Genomic DNA, 24,375 nt, shown 5'->3' on the forward strand with positions numbered 1-24,375 from the left:
GAAAGGTGATCCGGAAGCGTGCGTATAAGGGGCCCTGTCCCCGCCCGGCCGAGCCCTGCGAGGCCCACGGCGGGGATGGGGAATAGCACGCGGAGGATTGCCTTTTTCGGCCCCAAACCGCACCCCGCCGTCGAACATTTGCTTCTCCGAGGAGAGATTGAAATGAACAGCTTCACTGACAACTTCACTATTAACGGGATCACGCTGACCGCGCAGCCAATTTGCCGGCAGAGCGAGGTCCTCACACCGGATGCGCTGGCGTTTGTGGCCAAGCTGCACAAGGCCACGGCCGGGCGCCGGGAGGAGCTATTGGAGGCACGGCGTGAACGCCGCCAGCAGATCTCCAAGGGCCAGGACCCGCGGTTCCTGCGCGAGACCGAGTCCGTGCGCAACGACCCGAACTGGCGCGTCGCTCCCCCGGCCCCGGGCCTGGAGGACCGCCGCGTGGAAATCACCGGGCCGGTGGACAAGAAGATGACCATCAACGCGCTGAACTCCGGCGCCAAGGTGTGGCTCGCGGACATGGAGGACTCCTCCACCCCGTCCTGGCGCAACGTGATCCAGGGCCAGCTGAACCTCACGGACGCCCTGGAGCGCCGGATCGACTTCACCTCCCCCGAAGGCAAAGAATACAAGCTGCGCCCGGCCGGGGAACTGCCCACGATCGTGGTCCGCCCCCGCGGCTGGCACCTGCCGGAAAAGCACATGCTCATCGACGGCACCCCGATCGCCGGCGGAATCGTGGACTTCGGCCTGTACTTCTTCCACAACGCCCGCCGCCTGATCGCCCAGGGCAAGGGACCCTACTTCTACCTGCCCAAGATCGAGAACCACCTCGAGGCCCGGCTGTGGAACGACATCTTCATCCTGGCCCAGGACCTGCTGGGCATCCCGCAGGGCACCATCCGCGCCACCGTGCTGATCGAGACCATCACCGCCGCGTTCGAGATGGAGGAAATCCTCTACGAACTGCGCGACCACGCCGCAGGCCTGAACGCCGGCCGCTGGGACTACATCTTCTCCCTGATCAAGAACTTCCGCACCCGCGGACCGCGCTTCGTGCTCCCGGACCGCGGCCAGGTCACCATGACCCAGCCGTTCATGCGCGCCTACACCGAACAGCTCGTCCGGGCCTGCCACAAGCGCGGCGCCATGGCGATCGGCGGCATGGCCGCTGCCGTCCCCAACCGCAAGGACGCCGCAGCCAACGCGATCGCCTTCGAAAAGGTCCGCGCCGACAAGACCCGTGAGGCCGGCGACGGCTTCGACGGCTCCTGGGTGGCGCACCCGGACCTGGTTCCGGTCTGCCGCGAGGTGTTCGACGGCGTGCTCGGCGACCGCCCGAACCAGCTCGAGCGCCTCCGGGAAGACGTCACCCCGGACGACCGCGCCCTCCTGGACATCTCCTCGACCACCGGAACCATCACCGAACAGGGCATCCGGAACAACATCGAAGTCGGCATCCGCTACATCGAGTCCTGGCTGCGCGGCAACGGCGCCGTGGCCATCCACAACCTGATGGAGGACGCCGCCACCGCAGAGATCTCCCGCTCACAGCTCTGGCAGTGGATCTTCTCCCGCGCCATCACCGACCACGGCGACGTCGTGACCCGCGAGTGGGTGGAGGACATGCTGGATGAGGAATTCGCCAAGCTGGAACGCTTCGAAGGGGACCGGTTCGCCGACGCGCGGGACATCTTCGAGGAGGTCACGCTCAGCAACGAGTTCCCGGCCTTCCTGACGCTGCCGGCCTACGACCGCTTCCTGTATGAAGCGCGCGACGGCGCGGAGCTCAGCGAGAAGGCCGCCCTCATCCCGGCGTAACCCCAGAATTCCGTCAGCTGGACTGCCCGCCCTTCGCAACAGGCAGCCCGAAATCCGGGTGGCAGCCCAGCAACGGAACACAGCCCGACAACGGCGTCGAACTGACAGTGAGGGCCCATGTTTTCGATAAAACATGGGCCCTCACTGTGTTCCCGGCGCAAACTTTGTGGGCGGGAAGGCGGCCGGGGCGGGCATTTCTCGGCGCACAGGCGTCCACAAGCGCGGCCCGAAATGAGCGGGGGCGGGAGGAACCTAGTGCGGCTTCGGCACCCGGCGCAGGGACAACGCCGTGCCCAGGATGAACGCGGTCACGGAGCACAGGATCAGCAGCAGCGGACCGGTCCAGGCGCCGGAGACACCGTGGACGTAGCCCAGAAGGGTCGGCGCCACGGCGCCGAAGGAATACCCGGTCCCCTGGACGACGGCGGACATCCGGGCCGCCGACGCCTGGTCCCGGGCCAGCCGGATGATGGCGAGGAAGATCAGCGTGATGCCGCCGCCCTGGGCGACACCGCCGAGGGAACACCACAGCCACCACAGTTCGGGCGCGAGCAGCAGGCCCACAGGAACCGTGAGCCACAGCAGGCCCAGGGTGAGGCCCACCGCCGTCGTGCTGGCGAACCGGGCCGCCAGCGGGACGCCGAGGCCGCCCACAATGGCAAAGATCTGGAAAAGCGAGGACGCCGCTCCGGCGGCCGACGGCGTCATGCCAAGTTCGTCCACCAGCAGGCTGGGCAGCCAGGCGGTCACACCGTAGTAGGAGAACGCCTGCCCGGCGAACCCGACGGTCAGGGCTGCCGTGATCCACCGCGATGTGAGCTTGCCGGCCGGCCGCCCGGGGTCGGACGCGGGAACGGCAGCAGGAACGAAGGCCGCCCGCTGGCCGACGGCGATCACCCAGACCGCGAGGGCCGCCAGCGCGAACAGTCCGCTCGCGGCAATCGCGGGACGCCAGCCCAGCAGCTCGGCCAGCGGCGCGGACACCATCGACGTAAGGAACGAGCCGATATTGAGCGCCGCCGTGTAGGTGCCCATCGCCGCGCCCTGCCGGGCCGGAGTGAAGTCCCGACGGATGATCAGCGGCACCACGATGTTGCCGATCGTGATGGAAACGCCCAGGATCACGGTGCCCAACATCACGACGGCGCCGCCTCCCGCCGAGCGGACCACGACGCCCAGGAGCACGCCCAGCAGGGTCAGCGTGATGGCGAACTCGGGACCCAGCTTACGCCCGGCCAGCGATGCCAGCGGCGCGGCCAGGGCAAAGCACAGGACCGGGATCCCGGTGAGGAATCCCAGTTCCACCGGAGTGAACCCGAGATCGTGCTGCATCTGCGCGACCACCGGGGCCACGGCCACCAGGGGGCCGCGCATGTTCAGCGCGATGAGCCCGATCGCGAGCATGAGGAGCCAGCCGCGCGGTGCCTTGGCGAGGTCGCTCATAAGGTGGGCCGTCGCCCGGCGAGCGGGCACAAATATGGTTTCATCAGTCCCATTGCTATCACGGGCCACTCCCGCACCCGCGGAATATGACGCCACCCGGGACACGGCCACCGGCGACCACGCATCCGGGGCGACGGCTTCCGGGACGCCGTTTCTAGCCCGTGGCCTGCAGGGTCGCCTCAATGACGGCGGGCGAGAGCACGTGCTGCGTGACCATCTGGCTGGCGCCGAGGATGGCGGCCTGGTCGCCGGCTTTGGACAGGCCGATCCTCAGGTGCGTCGTGGCCAGCGGCAGCGAGCGCCGGTAGACCACCTCGCGGACCCCTGCCATGAGGTGCTCCCCGGCCTGGCCGAGGCTTCCGCCGATCACGATCACCGAGGGGTTTAGCAGGTTGACCACCGTGGAGAGGACATCCCCGAGGTCCCTGCCGGCCTGCCGCAGCGCCTGGATTGCCTGGAGGTTCCCCTCAGCGACGAGGCGCAGGACGTCGCCGCCGTCGTGCGCCGGAAGTCCCTGCTGGGTGAGCGCCTTGGCGACGGCGGGGCCGGACGCCAGGGCTTCGAGGCAGCCGTAATTCCCGCAGCGGCACAGCACGTCGTCGCCGCGCGGAACCCGCACGTGCCCGAGGTCTCCGGCTGTGCCGTTGGCCCCGCGCTGGAGTTCACCGTTGCTGATGATGCCCGCGCCGATGCCGGTGGCCACCTTGATGAAGAGGAAGTTTTCGTCCTGGGGCCAGTGCGCCGTGCGCTCGCCCAGGGCCATGATGTTCACGTCGTTGTCCACCAGGACCGGCACCGGGAGGGACCGCTGGACGTGACGGACGACGTCGAACCCGTCCCAGCCGGGCATGATCGGCGGCTTTACCGGCATGCCGGAGGCGTGTTCCACGGGCCCGGGGAGCCCGATCCCGGCGCCGGCCAGGTCCGAGGTACTCCGCCCCGCCTCGCCGAGCAGCTTCAGCCCTTCCTCGATCACGCGGTCCAGGACAACCACCGGGCCGTCGGCGACGTCCTGCGCCAGCCGGCGCTCGGCGAGCACCTTTCCGTTGAGATCCGTCACGGCGATGATCACGTGCGTGGCCCCGACATCCACCGCCAGGACTACGCGGGCGGCCGGGTTGAAGGCAAAGCGCGACGGCGGCCTGCCGCCGCTGGAGCTCGCCTCCCCTGCCGGGCCGACGAGGCCCGAGACCATCAGCGCGTCGATGCGGGAGGCGACGGTGGAGCGGGCAAGCCCGGTGGTCAGGGCCAGTTCCGCGCGGGTCCGGGCCTTGCCGTCGCGCAGGAGCTGGAAGAGGTCGCCGGCGCGGGACAGGCTGCCGCCGGCCTCGGTGGCTGCGGGTTCGGTGCCGGTGGGCGTACTCATGAGTAAGTGATAGCACGAAGTTCTTCTGTATGTCACTCTTCACAAAGATTGAAACGTAGTTTTCAACTTTTGCTTGACGCTCGTCAAAAGTATGTCTAACTTTGGGTGTGAGCCAGATCACCGGCCCGGCAGCCTGCCTGCCGCTGGACGGTTCCGGGACTACGAAGGGGTATGAACGAACTTGTCGAGCCAAGAACATGCAGCGCCGGCGCCGCTGGGAGTGGGGATTCTGGGGGCGGGTCCCGTCACCCAGGCGATCCACCTTCCCTCCCTCGCCAGGCTGCGCGGCATCCTGGAGGTCCGCCACATCATGGACGTCGATCCGGCGGTGGCCGAATCCGTGGCCGCACGGGTGGGGGCACGCTTCAGCACCAGCATGGAAGAACTGCTGGCCGACCCCGCGGTCGAGATCGTCGCGATCTGCAGCCCGCACCAGTTCCACGCCGTCCAGGTGATCGCCGCCTGCCGCGCCGGCAAGAAAGCCGTCCTGTGCGAAAAGCCCTTCGCCATGAACGGCGAGGAAGCCGCGGCCATCGCCGCCGTGTCAGCCGAAACCGGTGTGCCGATCGTCGTCGGCGCCATGCACACCTTCGACCCCGGCTGGCTGGCTGCCGAAGCCGCGTGGGGCAACCTGCCGGAACAGGTCCACACCGTCCGGTCGTCGATCGTCCTGCCGCCCAACCCCCGCTTCGAGGACTTTGCCACCGAGATCGTGGGCCGCACTCCCCCGGCGCCCGCGGCAAACGCGGCCCCCGACACCGCTGCGGTGAAAGCCATGCTGACCGGCGGCGTCATGGGTCTGGCCATCCACGACCTCCCCCTGGTCCGCAGGTTCGCCCCGGACTTCCGGGCCGTCGAGGTCCTGCATGCCCAGACCGTCATGCCGTTCGGCTATGTCATCTCCCTGCGGGCGGGCGACGTGACAATCGAACTCCGCGCCGCGATGAACGGCACCTGGGAACCGTCTTGGACCTTCGAGGCCATCGGCAACGACGCCTCGCTGTCCATCGACTTCACCCCGTCCTACGTTCACGCGGGGTCGGCGACCGCCCGGATCCGCACCGCTGCCAGCACCACCGTCCTGGGCCCCTTCGGCCACAACGGCTACGAGGGCGAATGGCGCAAACTCGCCGAAATCGCCCGGGGCACCGGAACGGCCCCCCGCCCGGAGACGCTGATCCACGATCTGGAATTCGCCCTCGCGATCGCCGACGCCGCCGCTGCCTGCGTCGATGCCGGCGCCGCCGCCTATGAGGAGGCAAGCGCATGACAACCCCGCTTCTCGTCCAGGCCGGCCCCGAGGCCGAACAAGCCGGTGCCGTCGGCGCCGTGGTCGCTTCCCTGCCTGTTTCCTTCGCCCCGGCGGACGGCCGGGCCGACGTCGTGGCTGTCGCCGGTGTCCCGGGTTGGACCGCCAGCGCCACCGCGGCGGTCCGCAGCGGTGTCCGCGGCGTCGTCGTCGTTGATCCCGTGGCGGAAGACCCCGCCACGCTGGCCGAGGCAGCTGCGGAGGCGGGCGCCGCGGTGGTCCTCGACCAGGCGTGGGCCGGAAACCCGGTCCTCGCGGAGTCCCAGGCCGCGGTCCGGAACGCCATCGCCGACGCCGTGGCCGACGCCGTGCTGCTGGACTCCGTGGCGTGGGGCACCCCCGGAACCGACCCGGCAGCCCTGCTCACGCGGCACCTTGGCGCGGTCCTGGCCTGCGGCGTCGAGCTGGAAGGCCTGCGGGTCATCCAGCGCAACGCCAACGGCTACACCGTGATCGGCAGCCTCCCCGGCGGGGCGCCGGCGGCCCTGCAGGGAATCACCACGTCCTCGCTGCCCGCGACGGCCACCGTGTCCGTCCTGACCTCCTCAGGACGGGCGGACATCACCCTCCCCGATGCCTCCGCAGGCTGGCCCGCGGAGGTCCGCTCGGTCACCTCCGCCGGGGCCGCCGCCTTCCCCACCATCTACGAATCGGCCCACCGGCACAGCTGGAGGCGGCTCCGCGCCGCCATCGACTCCGGCGCCCCGGAGGCCGATCTGGAACGGTTCGCCGCCCTGACCGCACTTGTCGGGCAGCTCCACGACTCACCGCAATAACTGCTCCAACCGCTCTAGCTGCTCTAACTGCACAGCCCGCAATACCTTCCGCATCAACTCACTGTCGAGAAGACCGGCCGCGCCACAGCGTGCCGGTCACGAAAGGAAATCATCGTGACGATCAAGTCCTCTGTAACCTCCACCGCATTCTCCCGCCGGGGATTCCTGGGCTTCGCCGCAGCCGCGGCGAGCGCACCGCTCCTCGCGGCGTGCGGCGGCGGCTCCGCCTCTCAGTCAGGCGGCAGCGGCGTCATCAAGTTCTGGGATATGCCGTGGGCCACCCCCGCGTACAACGACGCCGCCAAGAAGATCGCAGAGGGCTACGCGCCGGCCTCGGGCAACCTCAAGGCCAGCTACCAGACCATCCAGTGGGCGAACTTCTACCAGACGTTCTCCTCGGCCATCGCTTCCAAGACCGGACCGGCAGTGTCCACCGGCGGCGGCTTCCAGGCCTTCCAGTTCGAGCAGCAGGGCCAGATTGCCTACGCGGACAAGGTGGTGGATGAACTGAAGAAGAACGGCCAGTTCGATGACTTCCTGCCGGGCGTGCTGGAGCCGTTCAAGACGGACAAGGGCTATGTTGCCGTTCCGTGGCAGCTGGACATCCGTCCGCTCTGGTACCGCAAGTCGCTGTTCGACCAGGCCGGCGTCGCGGTTCCCACCGACTGGGCATCCCTGCTTGAGGCTGGCAAGAAGTTCAAGAGCATGGGCGCCGTCGGCTTTGCCACGGGCTCCGGCGCCGGCAACAACATCGGCAACCACCTGATGATCATGATGATGCTCAACAACGGCGGCGGCGTGTTCACCCCGTCCGGTGAGCTCGATGTTATGAACGACCGCAACGTCGAGGCCGTTGAATTCCTGCTGGAGCTGGTCTCCAACGGCATCATCGACCCCGCCGCGGTCAGCTACACCTCGGACAACCTCAACGCCCAGTGGAAGAACAAGAAGGCCGCGTTCGGCATGTTGACGCTGGGAGTTCCCGAGCGTGTCGGTGACACATCTGGCGACCTTGTGGTCGCCAGCCCCATGGCCGGCCCGCACGGGGACAAGGCCGCCCTGGTTTTCCCGAACAACATCATGATGTACACGAACACCCCCTCACAGGCGTCGTCCGAGGCCTTCCTGGTCGCCTACCTGGGCCAGCTCAAGCAGCTCTGGCAGCAGAAGCTCATGAACGCGCTGCCGGTCTTCAAGTCCATCACCGAGCTTCCCGAGTTCACGTCCGATCCCAACAACGTCAAGATCGTCAAGGAGTACGTGCCGATCGCCAAGACGTTCGCCGCCCAAGGCACAACACTCAATGCCAATCTTGCCGTCCTCGACGGCGGCCAGGCCCTCAACCAGTTCACCCAGACCATCCTGACCGGCAAGACCGATGCGAAGTCCGCGCTGCAGACGTTCCAGTCCGGGCTGCAATCGGTCCTGAAGAAGTAAGCGGCGCTCCAATGGCATTGACCACAGCCCAGACCGGCCTGAGCCGGGCCCGCCGGGGCGTTGCCCCCGGCGGGCCGGGCAAGCCCGCCAAATCTGTCAACCGCAAGAGCAAACTCAGTTCGCAGACCCGCAAGACGTTCTTCTGGCTCCTGCTGCCCTCGGTCGTCCTGCTGATCCTGATCCACGGCTACCCCCTCATCTACGCCGGCATCCAGGCCACGCACAACGGCTCCCTCCTGGACACAGGCGAGTTCGTCGGCCTGGATAACTTCGCCACGGTCCTGTCGTCCGAGGCATTCTGGAAAGCCGCCCGCTTCACGTTGATCTTCACGATCGTGGGCGTCTTCGGGTCCTGGCTCCTGGGCCTGGGCCTGGCCCTGCTGCTGCGCACCAAAATCCCCGCTGGGGGGACCTTCAAAGTCCTGCTCCTGCTGCCGTGGGTGGTGCCGATTGTGGTGTCCTCCACTGCCTGGAACTGGCTGGTCGGCACTCCGGACAGCCTCATCCCGAGCATTTGCCGGAACCTCGGACTGGGCACGCCGCTCTTCCTCGCCGACCCGACGCTCGCGGCCATTACCGTTTGCATCTTCAAGGTCTGGGTCAGCTTCCCCTTCATGATGATGATGACCTCGGCGGCCCTGGCCTCCGTGGACACCACCGTCTACGAGGCCGCCAGCATGGACGGCGCGAGCCGCTGGCAGCAGTTCTCCGGCATCACCCTGCCGCTGATCGCACGGTCCACCTACATCAGCTGGATCCTCATGACGATCTTCTGCGTCAACGACTTCCCCACCATCTACCTGCTCACCGGCGGCGGACCCGTGGACGCCACCACCTCCCTCGTGGTGCTGGCCTACCGCACCGTCTTCCAGGACTTCCAGACCGGACCGGGCGTCGCGATCGCCTTCCTCATGACCATCACCCTCGTGGTGGTGTCGGTCATCCTGTACCGCCAGATCCGAAAGTCGAGCGTCGAATAATGAGCGCAGTCCTCCACGCCCACCCCGAATCCGGCCCCGCCCTCGGCGTCGCCGACACCGGCAAACCCCGCCGCACCCTTTCCGAAGCCGGCCTGCGCGGCCGCTGGTGGCGCTTCACCGCCATCCTGGCCATCACCGCGATAGTGCTCATCCCGATCATGGTGACCGTCCTCCTCGCTTTCACGCCCGGACCGAACAGCACCGCCACCGGCCTGACCTTCGAGAACATCACCGACGTCTTCTCGAAAACCCTCGCCGCGACCTGGCTTCAAAACAGCCTCATCACCACGCTCAGCACGGTGACCGTCTCGGTGGCCGTCGCCGCCCCGGCAGGCTATGTCCTCTCCCGCGGCCGGTCCAAGGCCGTCTCCGGTTACTCCCTGCTCCTGTTCGTCATGCAGTCCCTGCCCATCATCACCTCCGTGGTGCCGCTGTTCATCCTCTTCGCCGGCATGGGCCTCGTCGACAACCTGATGGGGATAACCATCATCTACGTCGGCTCCACCATGACTGTGGCCACCTGGATGATGGCCGCCTACTTCGACTCCATCCCCATCAGCCTGGAAGAGGCATCCTGGATCGACGGCTGCTCCGTCTTTGGCAGCTTCAGCAAGGTGGTGCTGCGCAACTCCCTGCCGGGCGTGCTCTCCACGGCGATCTTCGCCTTCCTGCTGGCCTGGAACGACTACCTCGTGGCCATCGTGTTCCTGCGCTCCAACGAAATCTTCACCCTGCCCATGGGCGTGCAGTCGTTCTTCCAGCAGAACAACACCGACTGGTCCGGGGTCATGGCCCTGGCCCTAATCATGATGCTCCCGCCCATCATCGTCTTCGCCACCCTGAACAAATACTTCAGCGTCGGCGGCATCGGCGGATCCCTCGCCGGCCGCTAGACACCTGGCTCCACCCCCGACGTCGGCCGGCTAGCCGCAGGGCCGCTCCCCTACTTGAGAACAACCGACTCCCCGCAAAGGAACGCAATGTCCTACTCAATCCAGCTGTACACCCTCCGCAACGCCCTGCAGGAAGACCTGCCCGGCACCATCAAGAAGGTTGCCGAACTCGGCTTCACCCAGGTGGAGCCCTACAACTTCGTCGCCACGGCCGCCGAGCTCGGCGCGGCTCTGAAGGCGAACGGCCTGACCGCCCCGTCCGGCCACGCCCCGCTGCTGAGCCAGGACCAGGACGAGATCTTCGCCGCGGCCAAGGAACTGGGCATCGGCACGGTGATCGATCCCTACCTCCCGGCCGAGCACTGGCAGTCCGCCGAGGACATCCAGGCCACCGCCGCGAAACTCAATGCCGCCGCCAAGAAGGGTGCCGGGTACGGCATCCGCGTCGGCTACCACAACCACGCCTGGGAGCTGGAGTCCAGCATCGAGGGCCAGACCGCCCTGGAGTACTTCGAAGGACTCCTGGACCCGGAACTTGTCCTAGAGGTGGACACCTACTGGGCCGCCGTCGGCGGCCAGGACCCGGTTGCCCTCCTTGAGCGCCTCGGCGACCGGGTGAAGTTCATCCATATCAAGGACGGCCCCGTCTCCACCGATACCAAGGCCCAGCAGCCCGCCGGTCAGGGCAAAATTCCCGTGTGGGATGTCATCGAGGCGGCGCAGTCCCTTGAGGTCGGCGTCGTGGAGTTTGACGACTACTCCGGCGACATCTTCGACGGCATCGCCCAGTCCCTGGGCTACCTGCAGAGCGGTTCCGCCAGCGCCAAGGGCGTGAACGCATGAGCACCGCAGCAACCGGACGCGGCCCGGTGGGCGTCGCCGTCATCGGCGCCGGAAACATCAGCAAGCAGTACCTGGACAACCTGACCGTCTTCCCCGACCTCAAGGTCCACGTGATCGCCGACCTCTTCGAAGAAGCCGCCGAGGCGCGCGCCAAGGAATACGGCATCCCGGAGTGGGGCGGCGTGGATGCGGCCCTGAACCATCCCGACGTCGAGATCATCGTGAACCTGACCATCCCGGCAGCGCACGTGGAGGTGGCGACGGCCGCCGTCAACGCCGGCAAACACGTCTGGACGGAAAAGCCGTTCTCGCTGGACCGCGAATCGGGCCTGGGCCTGCTGAAGGCCGCCGACGCCGCGGGGCTGCGGCTGGGCTGCGCCCCGGACACGTTCCTGGGGGCCGGGCTGCAGACCGCGCGGCGGCTGATCGAACGCGGCGACATCGGCACCCCGCTGACCGCCATGACCACGTTCCAGACCCCCGGCCCGGAATCCTGGCACCCCAACCCGGCCTTCTTGTTCCAGTACGGCGCCGGCCCCCTGTTCGACATGGGCCCGTACTACCTCACGGCTCTGGTCCAGACGTTCGGGTCCGTGCGCCGCGTGGCCGCCACCGGGTCCAAGGCCAAGGAAGTCCGGATGATCGGCTCCGGGCCCAAGGCCGGCGAGGAATTCACGGTCGAGGTCCCCACCCACGTCTCCGCGATGGCCCAGTTCGAGTCCGGCGCGTCCTCCCACAGCGTCTTTTCGTTCGAGTCACCCCGGCTGCGGATGGGCTTTGTGGAGATCACCGGGACCGAGGCCACCATCTCGCTGCCGGATCCGAACTACTTCGACGGGGACGTCAGGCTCTGGCGCGCCGGCGACGAGGAGTGGACTGTTATCCCGGCGACCGGCCCCAGCCAGGGCCGCGGCATGGGCGTGCTGGACATGGCACGCTCCATCCGCGCCGGCGTCCCGCACCGCGCCACCGGCAACCTTGCCTACCACGTCCTGGACACCATGGTCTCGATCTCCGAGTCGATCGATTCCGGCGCGTTCGTCGACGTGGAAAGCTCCGCCCCCGCCTCCGCAGCCCTCCCCGAGGACTGGGACCCCACCGCTTCCACACTCTAGGAACCAGTAATGAACTCCCACGAAACTACCCCCGGATCTTCCCCCTTGGGAGTGGCCATGATCGGGTACGCGTTCATGGGCAAGGCCCACTCGAATGCCTGGCGGAATGTTGCCAGCTACTTCGACGTCCCGGCCTTCGAACGTCGCGTCCTGGTCGGACGCGACCCCGCCGGGGTGGCGGAGGCCGCCGCGAAATACGGCTGGGCCGAGTCCTCCACCGACTGGCGCGAGGTGATCGCCCGTGATGACATTCAGATTGTCGATATCTGCGCCCCGGGCTGGATGCACGCGGAAGTCGCCATCGCCGCCCTGGCCGCCGGCAAGCACGTCCTGGTCGAAAAGCCGCTGGCCAACACCCTGGCCGAGGCCGAGGCCATGGCGGAGGCCGCCCGGGCCGCCCGGACCCGGGGCGTGCAGTCCATGATCGGATTCAACTACCGCCGGGTCCCCGCCCTGGCCCTCGCAAAGGAGCTGATCGCGGAGGGCCGGCTCGGCACCATCCGGCACGTCCGTGCCGCGTACCTGCAAGACTGGCTCGTGGACCCGGACTCGCCCATGACCTGGCGGCTGAACAAGGACACCGCAGGGTCCGGCGCGCTGGGCGACATCGCCAGCCACGCGATCGACCAGGTGCTGTTCCTCCTCGGCGGCCAGGTCACCGAGGTCTCCGGCCGGCTGCACACCTTCACCCCGCAGCGCCCCGGCGCCACCGGGCTGGAGGACGTGACAGTCGACGACGCCGCCTGGGCCACGCTGACCCTCGCCTCCGGGGCCATCGCCTCCGTGGAGGTCTCCCGGGTGGCCACCGGCCAGAAGAACTCGCTCAAGCTGGAGATCTACGGCGACAAGGGAGCCCTGCTGTTCGATCTCGAGGACCTCAACGAGCTCGGCTTCCTCGACGCCACCCTGCCCGTGAGGGAACAGGGCTTCCGCCGCATCCTGGTCAACGAGCCCGAGCACCCGTACGTGGACGCGTGGTGGCCGCAGGGCCACGTGCTCGGCTGGGAACACACGTTCACGCACGAAATCCGCGACTTCCTCGTGGCGGTGGGCACCGGAACCACGCCGTCGCCGTCGTTCGAGGACGGCCTGAACGTCCAGCGGATCCTCGCCGCCGTGGAAGAAAGCGCCGCGGCCAAGAGTTCGCTCATCCAGCTCGCCCCGTCCGCACCGACCACCCAGCCCGCTACCGAAAGAGCCTGACATGCCCCGCCCGTACACCCTGTTCACCGGCCAGTGGGCCGACCTGCCCTTCGAAGAAGTCGCACGCCTGGCCTCCGGCTGGGGCTACGACGGCCTGGAAATCGCCGTCTCCGGCGACCACCTGGACGCCTGGCGCTGGGACGAACCCGGCTACGTCGAATCCAAACTCGCCGTCCTGGAAAAGTACAACCTCAAGGTCTGGGCCATCTCCAACCACCTCAAGGGCCAGGCCGTGTGCGATGACCCGATCGACTTCCGGCACGAGGCCATCGTCGGGGCGCGCGTGTGGGGCGACGGCGAGCCTGAGGGCGTGCGCCAGCGCGCCGCGGAGGAAATGAAGCACACCGCCCGGCTCGCCAAGGCCCTCGGCGTGGACACCGTGGTCGGGTTCACCGGGTCCTCCATCTGGCAGTACGTCGCGATGTTCCCGCCCGTGCCGGAGAAGGTCATCGAGGCCGGATACCAGGACTTCGCTGACCGCTGGAACCCCATCCTGGACGTCTTCGACGAATGCGGGGTCCGGTTCGCCCACGAGGTCCACCCCTCCGAGATCGCCTACGACTACTGGACCACCGTCCGCACCCTCGAGGCGATCGGCCACCGCGAGGCCTTCGGCCTGAACTGGGACCCGTCCCATTTCATGTGGCAGGGCATCGACCCCGTCTCCTTCATCTGGGACTTCAAGGACCGGATCTACCACGTCGACTGCAAGGACACCAAGCTGCGCCCCACCGGCCGGAACACCGTCATGGGCTCGCACCTGCCCTGGGGCGACCCGCGCCGCGGCTGGGACTTCGTCTCCGCCGGCCGCGGGGACGTGCCCTGGGAATCGTCCTTCCGCGCCCTCACCGCGATCGGCTACGACGGCCCCATCTCCGTCGAGTGGGAGGACGCCGGCATGGACCGGCTCCACGGCGCCCCCGAAGCCCTCGCCGCCCTCAAGAAGTTCGACTTCCCGGCCTCGAACACCTCCTTCGACGCCGCCTTCAAACAGTAAGGGCACGTTCATGTCAGGCATTGAAACGCCCGACGGCGGCGACCGTTTTGTCCCGCTGTTCGACGGCACCACTTTGGCTGGCTGGCGATCGGTACCCCGCGTCTATGGCACCGAGTATCCGGGCGGTCCGGCCCTCTCGGAACGCTTTGCCGCCCTGGGTTTGACCCCGCCGGTGGAGCCCGAGAAGCACCCGGCCCGCTGGTTCGTGGAAGACGGCGTCCTGGTCGGCGAGCAGGACTCCCCCGGCAGCGGTTACGGCGGCTATCTGGTGAGCGAGCAGGCATTCGGCGACTTCGAACTCGTGCTGGAAATGCGCCCCGACTGGCCGGCCGACACCGGCGTCATGATCCGGCGCCGGCCGGATACGTGGGAAGGCTTCCAGGTCTTGGTGGACCACCGTCCCTCCGGCGGTATCGGCGGGTTCTTCGGCAACGGCCTGGCGAGCTTCTCCGCCGTACCCTTCGCCGTCAACGTGGCCATGGACGCTGACGGGCGACCCACGGGTTTGATTGCGGACAACCCGGCCACGTCGGTGGAGCCTGTCACGGAAGAAAAGCGTGGCCGCCTGAAGCACGCCGCCGACGTCGAGGACTTCCTCAACGTCTGGCGATGGAACGGCTGGAACGAACTCCGCATCCGCTGCGTCGGCGCCCTGCCGGTCATCACCACCTGGGTCAACGGTCTCAAGATCGCCGAACTGGACACCGCTACGCTGGACTCGCCGAACTACAACCCGGCGGATGTCCTGGGTGTTCTCGGAGAGCGCGGGCACATCGCCTTGGAAGTCCACGACAACGACTCCATGTTCGGCGAGGCCCGCTGGGGCAAGGGCGCGCAGTGCCGGTGGCGGAACATCCGGATCAAGGAACTCTGAGCATGCTGCGTACCCTTCAGACCGGCCAGCGCTGCGAGGTCTGGATAGCGTCCGTCACAGGCGAATCCGAACTTGTCTACAGCACCGACGAGGTCCTCCTCGAAGCGCCCAACTGGACCCTTGACGGCTCGGCCCTCGTCCTCAACGGGGACGGGAAGCTGTGGCGGTTTGAGTTGCCAGGCCGGACCATCAGCCAGGTCCCGCTGACCGGCATCCCCGACCTCAACAACGACCACGTCCTGGCACCCGACGGCACCGGCATCTTCCTCTCGGCGAACGACGGCCACATCTACCGGGCAGCTTTGAGTGGAGGTCCGGCGGAGCGGATCACCGACGCCGACGGCTCCTTCCACTTCCTGCACGGCGTCAGCCCGGATGGATCCCAGCTGGCATACGTCGGCATCGAGGCCGGAGACTTCACGCAGCCGGGCCGCCTCAGGACCATACCGTCCGACGGCGGCGCTACCGCCGGCGTCGATGTCGGCCCCGGCCATTGCGACGGACCGGAATACTCGCCCGACGGAAAGTGGCTCTACCTGAACACGGAGTCCTTCAGCGCTCTCCACGGCCACGCCCAGCTTGCCCGAGTCCAGGTTGACGGAAGCGATTTCGAGCGCCTCCTAGAGAGCGAAACCGTCGACTGGTTCCCGCATCTATCCCCCGACGGCGGCTGGGCCAGCTACATCCGTTTCCCCCGCGGCACGGAGGGCCACCCCGCGGACCTGCCGGTCGCCGTCGTGCTTGTCTCCACCAGCGACTGGACCGCACCGCTTCACACCTGGCCCCTCTTCGGCGGCCAAGGAACCCTCAACGTTAATAGTTGGTCGCCGGATTCCAGGCGCTTTGCGTTTGTGGCTTACCCGCTGGCCACCACCGACTCACCGAAGGACCAAGCACGTGACTAATCAGCCCACCGGCACCTCTGACGGCCGCATCCGCTGGGGAATCCTCGGCACCGGATTCATCGCGGGGCTGCAAACCCAGGACCTGATCGAGAACGGCTTCACCGTCCAGGCCGTCGGCTCCCGGACCCTGGATTCGAGCCAGGCGTTCGCTGAAGAGTACGGTGTGGCAACCGCGCATGGCAGCTATGAGGACTTGGTGGCCGACCCGCTGGTTGACGTGGTCTACATCGCCACGCCGCACCCGTTCCACCACGCCAATGCCTTGTTGGCCTTGAATGCTGGCAAGCATGTGCTGGTGGAGAAGTCGTTCACCATGAACGCCCGCGAAGCCCAGGACGTTGTCGACCTCGCGGAATCCAAAGGGCTCGTGGCGCTGGAAGCCATGTGGTCGCGATTCCTCCCGCACATGATCCGCATCCGCGCAATCATCGAGGAAGGCACCATCGGCGAGGTCCGGAAGGTGGTCGCCAGCCACAACCAGAGCCTGCCCAAGGACCCTGCCCACCGGCTGAACGATCCTGCACTGGGCGGCGGAGCGCTGCTGGACCTCGGCATCTACCCGGTCTCCTTTGCGTTCGACATCCTGGGCACTCCGGAGACTATTCGCGCCAGTGCGTCCATGACCGCTACCGGGGTAGACCGGCAGACTGCAGCCATCTTTGAATATGTTGGCGGTCAGCAGGCCATTGTGGACTGCGAACTGGACGCCGCCAGCGCCAACCGGGCTATGGTCATCGGGACCGAAGGGTGGATCGATATCGAATCCACTTGGTACAACCCCACGCCCTTCACAGTTCATGCCTTGGATGGCAGCGTTGTTGAACTCTATGAGCAGCCTGTCAACAGCCGCGGAATGCAGTACCAGGCCGCCGAACTGGAACGACTGGTCAGGGAAGGCGTAACCTCCGGCACCATCCTTCCGCCCCGCGAATCAGTGGCCGTCATGGCAGCAATGGACGAAATCCGACGCCAGATCGGTCTCAGCTACGACGCCGACTCCACAACGGACGAGACTCTCCATGACTGACACCGACTCACCGCGGATCGCCGAACTGCGCCGGCACGAGGAAGAACTCGTCTTCCCGGGCTTTGATCACCACGATGCCTGGCGCCTCGGCTCGCTCATCGCCAACCGCGCGATCGCCGGGGGCCATTCCGTTGCCATCGATATACGCCGGCACAACCTGGTCCTCTTCCGCTGTGTCCTGCCGGGAGCCACCGCCGACCAGGAGGAATGGATCCGCCGCAAGGCGGCCACGACGCTCCGCTTTGAACGCAGCACGGCCCTGCTCGCCGAGGAGTTCGCGGTCAAGGACTACGACCCCACGCAGGGCGGGTGGCTGGCCCCGGCGGACTACACGCTGGCAGGCGGATCCTTTCCTGTGCGGGTTCGGAACGCCGGCGTCGTCGCCGCTGTGACGGCATCCGGGCTTTCGTCCGACGACGACCACCAGCTGGTGGTCGAGGCCATCAGGCGTCATCTCCAGTCGGCCGCCGGCTAAGAAATGCTGTCCATGTGTTGGCCTGAGATATGTACCCCAGCCACCACCTGCACGCACTCCCGGAGTGCCACTTGACCGAGACAATCCGCACCGCTGCGGTCCGCTAAGGGTGCTGGCCGAACTGGCTACCGGCGCCGAACACCTCCGTACTGCAAGTTCCGCCGACTGTTGACACGGGACTCCGCGGGGTCCGATGCTGGGCTGATCCGGTATTGCTGACCCTCGGTGCGGCTTTGCGCATCGAGTAGGTGCAGGAAAATCCCCCTCCTCGTGCGACCCAGCGGAGAGATAGCAAAAAGGAGCACCCCCATGCACATCGATATGCCGACCCGGTACGACGTGGAACGTCTGGCCGCCGCGCGCGATCCACACAGCGTCACCGTGTATCTTTCGACAAGCAGCGTCCCGGCCCATTCGGAGGACAATCAGTCCAGAGCCCGGTCCTTGTTCAGTTCCGCCGTCGAACAGCTCCGCCAAGGCGGAAACAACGACGCAGTGGCCGCGATAGAAACCTTCCTCGACGAGCTGCTGGGATCCCCGGAGTTCTGGTTTGACATGGGGCGGAGCGTGGCCATCTTCGTGACTCCGACATCAATTCTTGAGTTCCGTTTGCCCAACGATCTCGAGGACCACGTGAGCGTGTCCGACCGCTTCGCCATCACCCCGCTGCTTCGCGCCCTCACCTTCCCGAACGCTGCGCTCGTGCTCGCAATCTCACAGAACGGGGCGCGGCTCATTGAGGTCACGGCGGACCGGCCGGCAGAGGAGGTCACGGTACCGGGCATGCCCCGGGATGCAGCAAGTGCCGTCGGGCTCGAATCGATAGGCGGCCGCTCCGCATCCGGCCGGCTGCAGGGCGACGAGGGACGAAAGGTACGGCTGACCCAATATGCCCGTTCCGTCGACCATGCGCTTCGTCCACTCTTAAACGGGAATTCCCTCCCGCTGGTGATCGCTGCGACGGAACCACTCACCAGCATCTACCGCAACCTCACAGGCTACGCACACCTTGCGTCCGAAGTCATCGAGGGAAACCCCGATGAACTGACACCGGCCCAACTGGCGGAAGCGGCGCGTGGTGTGCTCGACCGGATCTACGCGGCCGATCTTGTTGCTCTGCAAACGACGTTCGAGGAGCGTCGTTCCAACGGCCGTGGCACGACCGACCTCAGCGACCTGGCTCGGGCCGCCGCCTTCGGCGCCATTGCGACGCTCGCCGTGGACATGGATGCACAAGTCAACGGTGCCGTCGGAGACGACGGCGCGCTCACCCTCGACGGGGACACTGGGCAGGACGTGGTTGAGGAAATCGCGCGCCGGGCCCTCGGCGCGGGCGCCCGGGTCCTGGCCGTGCGCCGCTCCGATCTGCCGGAAAACGTGGAGGCGGTCGGAATCCTTCGCTACACCATCTGATAGGTAGCTCTGCCCGGCAACCACGCCATTGATGCCCGGGCTCCGCGGCGGACTAGGGTTTTAGCTATGACGCACCAGATCCGGACAGCAACCGCGGACGACGCCGGGAGGCTGGCAGCGCTTGCTGCCGTCACGTTCCCGCTCGCGTGCCCGCCGGAATCCCGGCCGGAGGACATCGCGGCCCATCTGGCCAACACCCTGAGCGAGGCCAATTTCCGGGCCTATCTGGCCGATCCGGCGGTCACGGTGCTGGTGATCGACGCCGACGGCGAGCTCCGCGGCTACAGCCTGCTGGTGGCCCGCCCCGCCCGGGACCCGGAGGTGGCCGCAGTCCTGGCCGAGCTGCCGTGCACCGAACTCAGCAAGTGCTACGTCCACCCGGACCACCACGGACTGGGCTCCGCCGCCGAACTGATGCACGCCAGCATCGCCGCGGCCGTGGCGGCAGGTGCCCGCGGACTGTGGCTCGGCGTGAACAGCCAGAACGCCCGGGCCATCCGGTTCTACGAGAAGTCCGGCTTCCGCAAGGTCGGCACCAAGTCCTTCCAGCTGGGCGACACCGTGGAGCACGACTTCGTCATGGAACGCCGGCTCACGCCGTGACCGCGGGGACGGCCGGCGCCGTACTCACGCCGGCCTGCCCGTGTCCAAGTCCATGTCCTGCCCGTGGCCGGCCCATGTCCATGTCCAAGCTTTGAACAGCCCGTGACGAAGCCGACAGGGCGCCGGGGAATGAGCGGGCCCCGGCGGAGGTTGTTGCCGGCATGAAGATTGAAATCTGGTCCGACGTCGCCTGCCCCTGGTGCTACATCGGCAAACGCCGATTCGAAACCGCCCTCGCGGCGTTCCCGCACCGTGATGCCGTGGAGGTGCAGTGGCGCAGCTACCAGCTGGACCCCACGCTCCCGGAGCATTACGACGGCACCGAACTGGACTACCTCAGCACGCGCAAGGGCATGGCCCCGGTGCAGGTCTCTCAGATGTTCGAGCACGTGGCGGCCCAGGCCAAGGGCGAGGGACTGAACTACCGCTTCGACGCCGTCGTGGTGGCCAACAGCTTCACGGCCCACCGGCTGCTCCACCTCGCCGCCGCCCACGGCAAGCAGGACGCCGCAAAGGAACGCCTGCTCAGCGACCACTTCGAACACGGCAAAGACATCGGCAGCCAGGAGTACCTGACCGGTCTGGGACTGGACCTCGGACTCGATGCCGGCGACCTCGCGGAGCTGTTCAGCACGGACGCCTACGCCGACGACGTCCGGAACGACATCGCGGAGGCCCGGGCCCTGGGCATCAGCGGCGTCCCGTTCTTCGTGATCGACCGGAAGTTCGGGCTCTCCGGCGCCCAGCCGGCAGACACGTTCAGCGCCGCCCTTGAGCAGGCCTGGCAGGACAGCCACCCGCTGGTCATGGTGGGCGCCGCCGGCACGGAGGCTGCGGATGCCGCCGAAGGGGATGCTTCTGCGGCGTCCGGGGCCTGCGGCCCCGACGGCTGCAGCGTCTGAGCCGCACCGCCTGAGTCCGACGCCGTCGAATTCGCCGGAAACGTCCGAGTTCGCGGGAAACACCCGGGTTCGCCGGAAGTTTCCGGCGACCCCGCAGGATTCCGGCGAATTCGGGGCCGTCACTGCGATCCCCGGCCTAGAGTGAGTCATGGACACTTCGGCCGGACCGGACGGATCCCGGACCTCCCTGTTTACCGATCACTACGAGCTGACCATGTTCCAGGCGGCGCTCCACTCCGGGGCGGCACACCGCCGGTCCGTCTTCCAGGCCTTTGCCCGCGGGCTCCCGGCCGGGCGCCGGTACGGGATCGTGGCCGGCACCGGCCGGCTCCTTGAAGGCATCGCGGACTTCCGCTTCGACCAGGACGACCTCGATTTCCTGGCCGGCACCGGGGTGGTCAATGAGGACACGCTGGAGCACCTGTCCGCCTTCCGGTTCTCCGGCGACATCTGGGGCTACCCGGAAGGCGAGGCCTACTTCCCGCACTCCCCCGTCCTGATCGTGGAATCGACCTTCGCTGAGGCCTGCATCCTGGAGACCTACGTCCTGTCGGTGCTGAACCACGACAGCGCCATCGCCTCGGCCGCGTCGCGGATGACCAGTGCCGCGGGCGGCAGGCCCTGCATTGAGATGGGGTCCCGCCGCACGCACGAGGAAGCGGCCGCCGCGGCGGCCCGAGCGGCCGTGATCGCGGGCTTTTCCGGCACGTCCAACCTGGCCGCCGGCCGGCGCTACGGCCTCCGGACCGTCGGCACCGCGGCCCACTCCTTCACGCTGGTCCACGACTCCGAGCGCGACGCCTTCGCGGCGCAGCTTGCCTCGCTGGGGGCAGGCACCACGCTGCTCGTGGACACGTACGACGTCGAAGCGGCCGTCCGCACCGCCGTCGACCTCGCCGGAGACAAGCTCGGGGCCATCCGGCTGGACTCTGGAGACCTCGTGGCCCAGGCACACTGGGTCCGCGAACTTCTGGACACCCTCGGCAATGTGCACACCAGGATCGTGGTGACCTCGGACCTGGACGAGTTCTCCGTCGCCGCGCTCCGGGCAGCGCCGGCCGATTCCTACGGGATCGGCACATCGCTGGTGACCGGTTCCGGGGCGCCCACGGCCGGCATGGTCTACAAACTGGTGAGCCGGGCCGGTGACTCCGGCGGGCTCGTTGCCGTCGCGAAGACCTCCAAGGACAAAATCAACGTGGGCGGCCGCAAGTTCGCCGTACGCCGCCTGGACGACCGCGGCACCGCCACCCATGAGGTCCTCGGCGTGGGCCATCCGCCGACGGACGACAAGAACGGCCGACCGCTCCTGCAGCAGTTCATGAAGGACGGCGAACTCCTGCCCGGCTGGACCGGGCCGGACGCGGTGGGGCGGGCGCGGGAGCGGCACGCGGCCTCCATGGCGGAGCTGCCCCGGGTCGTGGACCGGCTGCAGCCCGGCGAACCGGCCATCCCGACCATCTATGAGTGAAGCGTTCGACCGTACCGCCCGGCGCTGATCGTTCGCGAGCCAGGTGGCGTTTTCGCGCTCAACGGAGGCCACCGGGGCGGTGCGTGCGAAGGTTTACCCGTCCGGCTTTTCGTCCTCCACCGCGTACGCCCACCACATTAGATGGCACCATGGAGACATGATTTCTGCTCGAGGATTTTCCGGCTTCTTTCGGCGTCCCCAGCCCATCAAACCCAACGCCGGTCAAGAATCGGTGTGGGACTACCCGCGGCCGCCAAGGGTCGAGCCGCGATCGGAACGGGTCATCGTGCGGCTTGGCGGGCAGGTGATTGCCGACACGACCGATGCAGTGCGCGTCCTGGACACGAGTCATCCCCCCGTCTACTACTTGCCATTGGACGCATTCCCTGCCGGTGTTCTCCTCCCTGTCCAGGGCACCAGCTTCTGCGAGTTCAAGGGAGAAGCGCATTACTTCGACGTCGTTGCCGGCGGAGTCGTCGTTCCCCGTGCCGGGTGGACCTACCCGGAACCCACCTGGGGGTTCGAGGCGCTCAGTACCCGAGTGGCCCTCTACCCGGAGCACATGGACTCCTGCGAGGTCAACGGCGAGCAGGTGACCTTCCAGGAGGGTGACTTCTACGGCGGTTGGATCACCAGACAGATCGTTGGCCCGTTCAAGGGTGGCCCGGGCACGGCCGGGTGGTGAGCACGTCGTTCTCGCCCGCCGGCAAGACTCGACCCTGACTTCGCGTCTGGCTGCTCCGTAGAAGGTGCGCTGGCCAGCATGACTTCCGCGGAACTGAGCGTGCCCGGCCGTGTCGCAGCCTCCCACCCGCCCGATTTGGTGACAGATCGCGCTAAAGTGTCCGTATGCCTAGGATTTCGGCCGCGAGCAACGCCGCCCAACGTGCCGAGACCCAGCGCCGCATCCTGACCGCATTCGGAGAACTCCTGTTCACCCACGGGCTGCCCGGCCTGACCATGACCGATGTCGCGCGCCACGCCCGGATCGGCCGGACGGCCGTCTATAACTACTACGCGGACATCGAAGAGCTCCTCATCGCTTACGCCCTGGACGAGACCGAGCGGTTCCTGGTCGACCTGCGCGAGTCGCTGGATTCGCTGGAGAACCCGGTAGAGCGGCTGGCTGTTTACGTCCGGGCCCAGGTGGAGGACCTGAGCCGGCGCCACCTGCCGCCGGGGCCGGCCATGGCGGCAGTGCTCTCGCCATCGTCGTTCGCTAAACTCGCCGACCACGTGGGCGAGCTCAGCGTGCTCCTGCAAGGCATCCTGCGCGACGGCATGGCCCAGGGCTACCTGCCCGAGTCGGACATCGCCCAACTGGCCCAGCTCATCCACGGCACGCTCTCCTCAAGCGCGGCCCGGGGCGACGGCGCCGGCCAGGACGCCGAGGCCGAGGCCCGGCTCGCCCGGACGGTGCGGTTCATCCAGCTCGGCGCGGGGGCCAGGTTCGACGACGCCGGCCGGCCGGTCCGCCGCGGCAGCTAAGCGGCGGCGCCTACCCGGCCGTCGGCGTCGCCGACGGCGCAATCGGCCAGGTGCTCTCATCCACGATGCGCCGGTTCTCGCGGGGGCAGCTAAGCTGGCCCGGCGTCTGGTCCACGAGTTCCGGCTTGGCCAGTTCCTTGAAGTCGCCTGTCAGGATGACATCCACGCTGGGATCCGTGCGGTTGTCCTGGAAATAGTCCGAGCCCGGCAGGTTGCGCTGGACGCTGAAGGCGGCCGACTGTCCGGCGGCGCCGGAGACGATCAGCGCCACGCCGCGGTAGCTCGACGTCGTGTTCCCCACGGCGCCCACGATGAACTTCCGGGCGGCAAACTGGTCGGCGACGCTCCGCGCCAGTCCGGGCCGGCTCGTGGAGTTGTAGATGTTGAGGTTGATCTTCTCCGGCGGCGTGTAGTCGAAGGTGGCCGCCGGGCACACCGACACTGGCGCCTTGCTCCGTTCCGCCGTGGCAATCTTGATCTGGCCGTTCATGATGGCGAGCGCCACCACGATCGCCGCCACGATCACGCCGACCAGCATCACCAGCACGACGCCGTGCAGGATCCTGCGGCGCAGCCGGACGGGGTTGTCCTCGGCACCGTCCTCCTCCACGAACGTGGCCCGCAGCTCGGAGCCACTCACGACGCGGTGCCCGTGCAGGACCGTCGAGTCAGCCCGCTTCCTAGCCATTTATCACGAGGACCCGCGCGTGGATAGCGGTGCGCTGGTGCAAGGCGGTGCGGACTGCCCGGTGCAGGCCGTCTTCAAGGTAAAGCACGCCGCGGTACTCCACGACGTGCGGAAAGAGGTCACCGAAGAAAGTGGAGTCCTCGGCCAGCAGAGCTTCGAGGTCCAGCGTGCGCTTGGTAGTCACGAGCTCATCAAGCCGGACCGGACGCGGGGGCAGGGCCGCCCAGTCCTTGGGCGTGTTGTAACCATGGTCGGGGTACGGGCGTCCCTCGCCCACAGCTTTGAATATCACCATGCCAGCCTAAGGAACTTGTACGCGCAAAGGAATGAAAGTCCCGGACCG

General features: G+C 67.5%; 24 protein-coding genes. 20 read left to right on the forward strand and 4 right to left on the reverse strand.

Annotation, left to right across the window (positions count from 1 at the left end; translation table 11 throughout):
- Nucleotides 1-162: 162 nt before the first annotated feature.
- Nucleotides 163-1,824: a malate synthase A gene (aceB, locus tag ACVWZ7_RS08470; RefSeq protein ID WP_456507588.1), complete on the forward strand. Its 1,662-nt coding sequence runs from the start codon at nt 163-165 to the stop codon at nt 1,822-1,824.
- Between the two features lie 252 nt (nt 1,825-2,076).
- On the opposite strand, the gene ACVWZ7_RS08475 is transcribed toward aceB, so the two are convergent.
- Complete coding sequence (locus ACVWZ7_RS08475; protein ID WP_456507589.1) at nt 2,077-3,267, reverse strand: MFS transporter; 1,191 nt, start codon at nt 3,265-3,267, stop codon at nt 2,077-2,079.
- Nucleotides 3,268-3,421: 154 nt separating this feature from the next.
- A complete protein-coding gene (locus tag ACVWZ7_RS08480; protein WP_344362768.1) occupies nt 3,422-4,633 on the reverse strand; it encodes an ROK family transcriptional regulator in 1,212 nt (403 codons plus the stop codon).
- 181 nt (nt 4,634-4,814) lie between these two features.
- Between ACVWZ7_RS08480 and ACVWZ7_RS08485 the strand changes: the two genes are divergently transcribed.
- The 19 genes from ACVWZ7_RS08485 (at nt 4,815) to ACVWZ7_RS08575 (ending at nt 23,344) form a co-directional block, all read left to right on the forward strand.
- On the forward strand, nt 4,815-5,903 hold the full coding sequence (locus ACVWZ7_RS08485) for a Gfo/Idh/MocA family protein (RefSeq protein ID WP_344362765.1): 1,089 nt from the start codon (nt 4,815-4,817) through the stop codon (nt 5,901-5,903).
- Nucleotides 5,900-6,718 (forward strand): hypothetical protein, encoded by an 819-nt coding sequence (locus ACVWZ7_RS08490; protein WP_344362762.1) that lies wholly within the window; start codon nt 5,900-5,902, stop codon nt 6,716-6,718. The genes ACVWZ7_RS08485 and ACVWZ7_RS08490 overlap by 4 nt, the downstream gene beginning before the upstream one ends.
- A gap of 114 nt (nt 6,719-6,832) precedes the next feature.
- Entirely contained in the window at nt 6,833-8,155 is a 1,323-nt protein-coding gene (locus ACVWZ7_RS08495) for an ABC transporter substrate-binding protein (protein WP_344362759.1), read from the forward strand.
- An 11-nt stretch (nt 8,156-8,166) separates the two neighbouring features.
- The gene (locus ACVWZ7_RS08500) at nt 8,167-9,135 is read left to right on the forward strand and encodes a carbohydrate ABC transporter permease (RefSeq protein WP_344362755.1); all 969 of its coding nucleotides are present in this window, start codon (nt 8,167-8,169) and stop codon (nt 9,133-9,135) included.
- Nucleotides 9,135-10,028: a carbohydrate ABC transporter permease gene (locus ACVWZ7_RS08505; protein ID WP_456507590.1), complete on the forward strand. Its 894-nt coding sequence runs from the start codon at nt 9,135-9,137 to the stop codon at nt 10,026-10,028. The genes ACVWZ7_RS08500 and ACVWZ7_RS08505 overlap by 1 nt, the downstream gene beginning before the upstream one ends.
- Before the next feature lie 87 nt (nt 10,029-10,115).
- Nucleotides 10,116-10,871, forward strand: coding sequence for a sugar phosphate isomerase/epimerase family protein (locus ACVWZ7_RS08510; RefSeq protein ID WP_456507591.1), 756 nt, complete (start codon nt 10,116-10,118; stop codon nt 10,869-10,871).
- Nucleotides 10,868-11,986, forward strand: a complete 1,119-nt coding sequence (locus ACVWZ7_RS08515; protein WP_344362748.1) for a Gfo/Idh/MocA family protein — start codon at nt 10,868-10,870, stop codon at nt 11,984-11,986. The genes ACVWZ7_RS08510 and ACVWZ7_RS08515 overlap by 4 nt, the downstream gene beginning before the upstream one ends.
- A 9-nt stretch (nt 11,987-11,995) precedes the next feature.
- Nucleotides 11,996-13,189 (forward strand): Gfo/Idh/MocA family protein, encoded by a 1,194-nt coding sequence (locus tag ACVWZ7_RS08520; RefSeq protein ID WP_456507592.1) that lies wholly within the window; start codon nt 11,996-11,998, stop codon nt 13,187-13,189.
- Nucleotide 13,190: 1 nt separating this feature from the next.
- Nucleotides 13,191-14,186 carry a sugar phosphate isomerase/epimerase family protein gene (locus tag ACVWZ7_RS08525; RefSeq protein WP_120954239.1) on the forward strand — a complete coding sequence of 332 codons (996 nt, stop codon included), beginning with the start codon at nt 13,191-13,193 and terminating at the stop codon, nt 14,184-14,186.
- Between the two features lie 10 nt (nt 14,187-14,196).
- Nucleotides 14,197-15,060, forward strand: a complete 864-nt coding sequence (locus tag ACVWZ7_RS08530) for a 3-keto-disaccharide hydrolase (protein WP_344362740.1) — start codon at nt 14,197-14,199, stop codon at nt 15,058-15,060.
- Nucleotides 15,061-15,062: 2 nt separating this feature from the next.
- Entirely contained in the window at nt 15,063-15,965 is a 903-nt protein-coding gene (locus ACVWZ7_RS08535) for a TolB family protein (RefSeq protein WP_456507593.1), read from the forward strand.
- Nucleotides 15,958-16,992, forward strand: coding sequence for a Gfo/Idh/MocA family protein (locus ACVWZ7_RS08540; RefSeq protein WP_456507594.1), 1,035 nt, complete (start codon nt 15,958-15,960; stop codon nt 16,990-16,992). Before ACVWZ7_RS08535 ends, ACVWZ7_RS08540 begins: the two co-directional genes overlap by 8 nt.
- Nucleotides 16,985-17,467, forward strand: a complete 483-nt coding sequence (locus ACVWZ7_RS08545) for a heme-degrading domain-containing protein (protein WP_456507595.1) — start codon at nt 16,985-16,987, stop codon at nt 17,465-17,467. The genes ACVWZ7_RS08540 and ACVWZ7_RS08545 overlap by 8 nt, the downstream gene beginning before the upstream one ends.
- 309 nt (nt 17,468-17,776) lie before the next feature.
- Nucleotides 17,777-18,880, forward strand: a complete 1,104-nt coding sequence (locus tag ACVWZ7_RS08550; RefSeq protein WP_116767136.1) for a baeRF11 domain-containing protein — start codon at nt 17,777-17,779, stop codon at nt 18,878-18,880.
- A gap of 66 nt (nt 18,881-18,946) precedes the next feature.
- Nucleotides 18,947-19,483, forward strand: coding sequence for a GNAT family N-acetyltransferase (locus ACVWZ7_RS08555; RefSeq protein ID WP_116767137.1), 537 nt, complete (start codon nt 18,947-18,949; stop codon nt 19,481-19,483).
- 161 nt (nt 19,484-19,644) lie between these two features.
- Nucleotides 19,645-20,385, forward strand: coding sequence for a DsbA family oxidoreductase (locus ACVWZ7_RS08560; protein WP_456507596.1), 741 nt, complete (start codon nt 19,645-19,647; stop codon nt 20,383-20,385).
- Nucleotides 20,386-20,533: 148 nt separating this feature from the next.
- Nucleotides 20,534-21,856, forward strand: coding sequence for a nicotinate phosphoribosyltransferase (locus ACVWZ7_RS08565; RefSeq protein WP_456507597.1), 1,323 nt, complete (start codon nt 20,534-20,536; stop codon nt 21,854-21,856).
- A gap of 157 nt (nt 21,857-22,013) precedes the next feature.
- Nucleotides 22,014-22,541: a DUF427 domain-containing protein gene (locus tag ACVWZ7_RS08570; RefSeq protein WP_456507598.1), complete on the forward strand. Its 528-nt coding sequence runs from the start codon at nt 22,014-22,016 to the stop codon at nt 22,539-22,541.
- Nucleotides 22,542-22,705: 164 nt separating this feature from the next.
- Nucleotides 22,706-23,344, forward strand: a complete 639-nt coding sequence (locus ACVWZ7_RS08575; RefSeq protein WP_116767140.1) for a TetR/AcrR family transcriptional regulator — start codon at nt 22,706-22,708, stop codon at nt 23,342-23,344.
- Between the two features lie 10 nt (nt 23,345-23,354).
- Here the strand turns inward: ACVWZ7_RS08575 and ACVWZ7_RS08580 are convergent, their stop codons facing one another.
- Complete coding sequence (locus ACVWZ7_RS08580) at nt 23,355-24,032, reverse strand: LytR C-terminal domain-containing protein (protein WP_344362717.1); 678 nt, start codon at nt 24,030-24,032, stop codon at nt 23,355-23,357.
- Nucleotides 24,025-24,324 carry a type II toxin-antitoxin system VapB family antitoxin gene (locus tag ACVWZ7_RS08585; RefSeq protein ID WP_120954228.1) on the reverse strand — a complete coding sequence of 100 codons (300 nt, stop codon included), beginning with the start codon at nt 24,322-24,324 and terminating at the stop codon, nt 24,025-24,027. Before ACVWZ7_RS08585 ends, ACVWZ7_RS08580 begins: the two co-directional genes overlap by 8 nt.
- Between the last annotated feature and the right edge of the window lie 51 nt (nt 24,325-24,375).

Source organism: Arthrobacter sp. TE12232, from assembly GCF_054062615.1.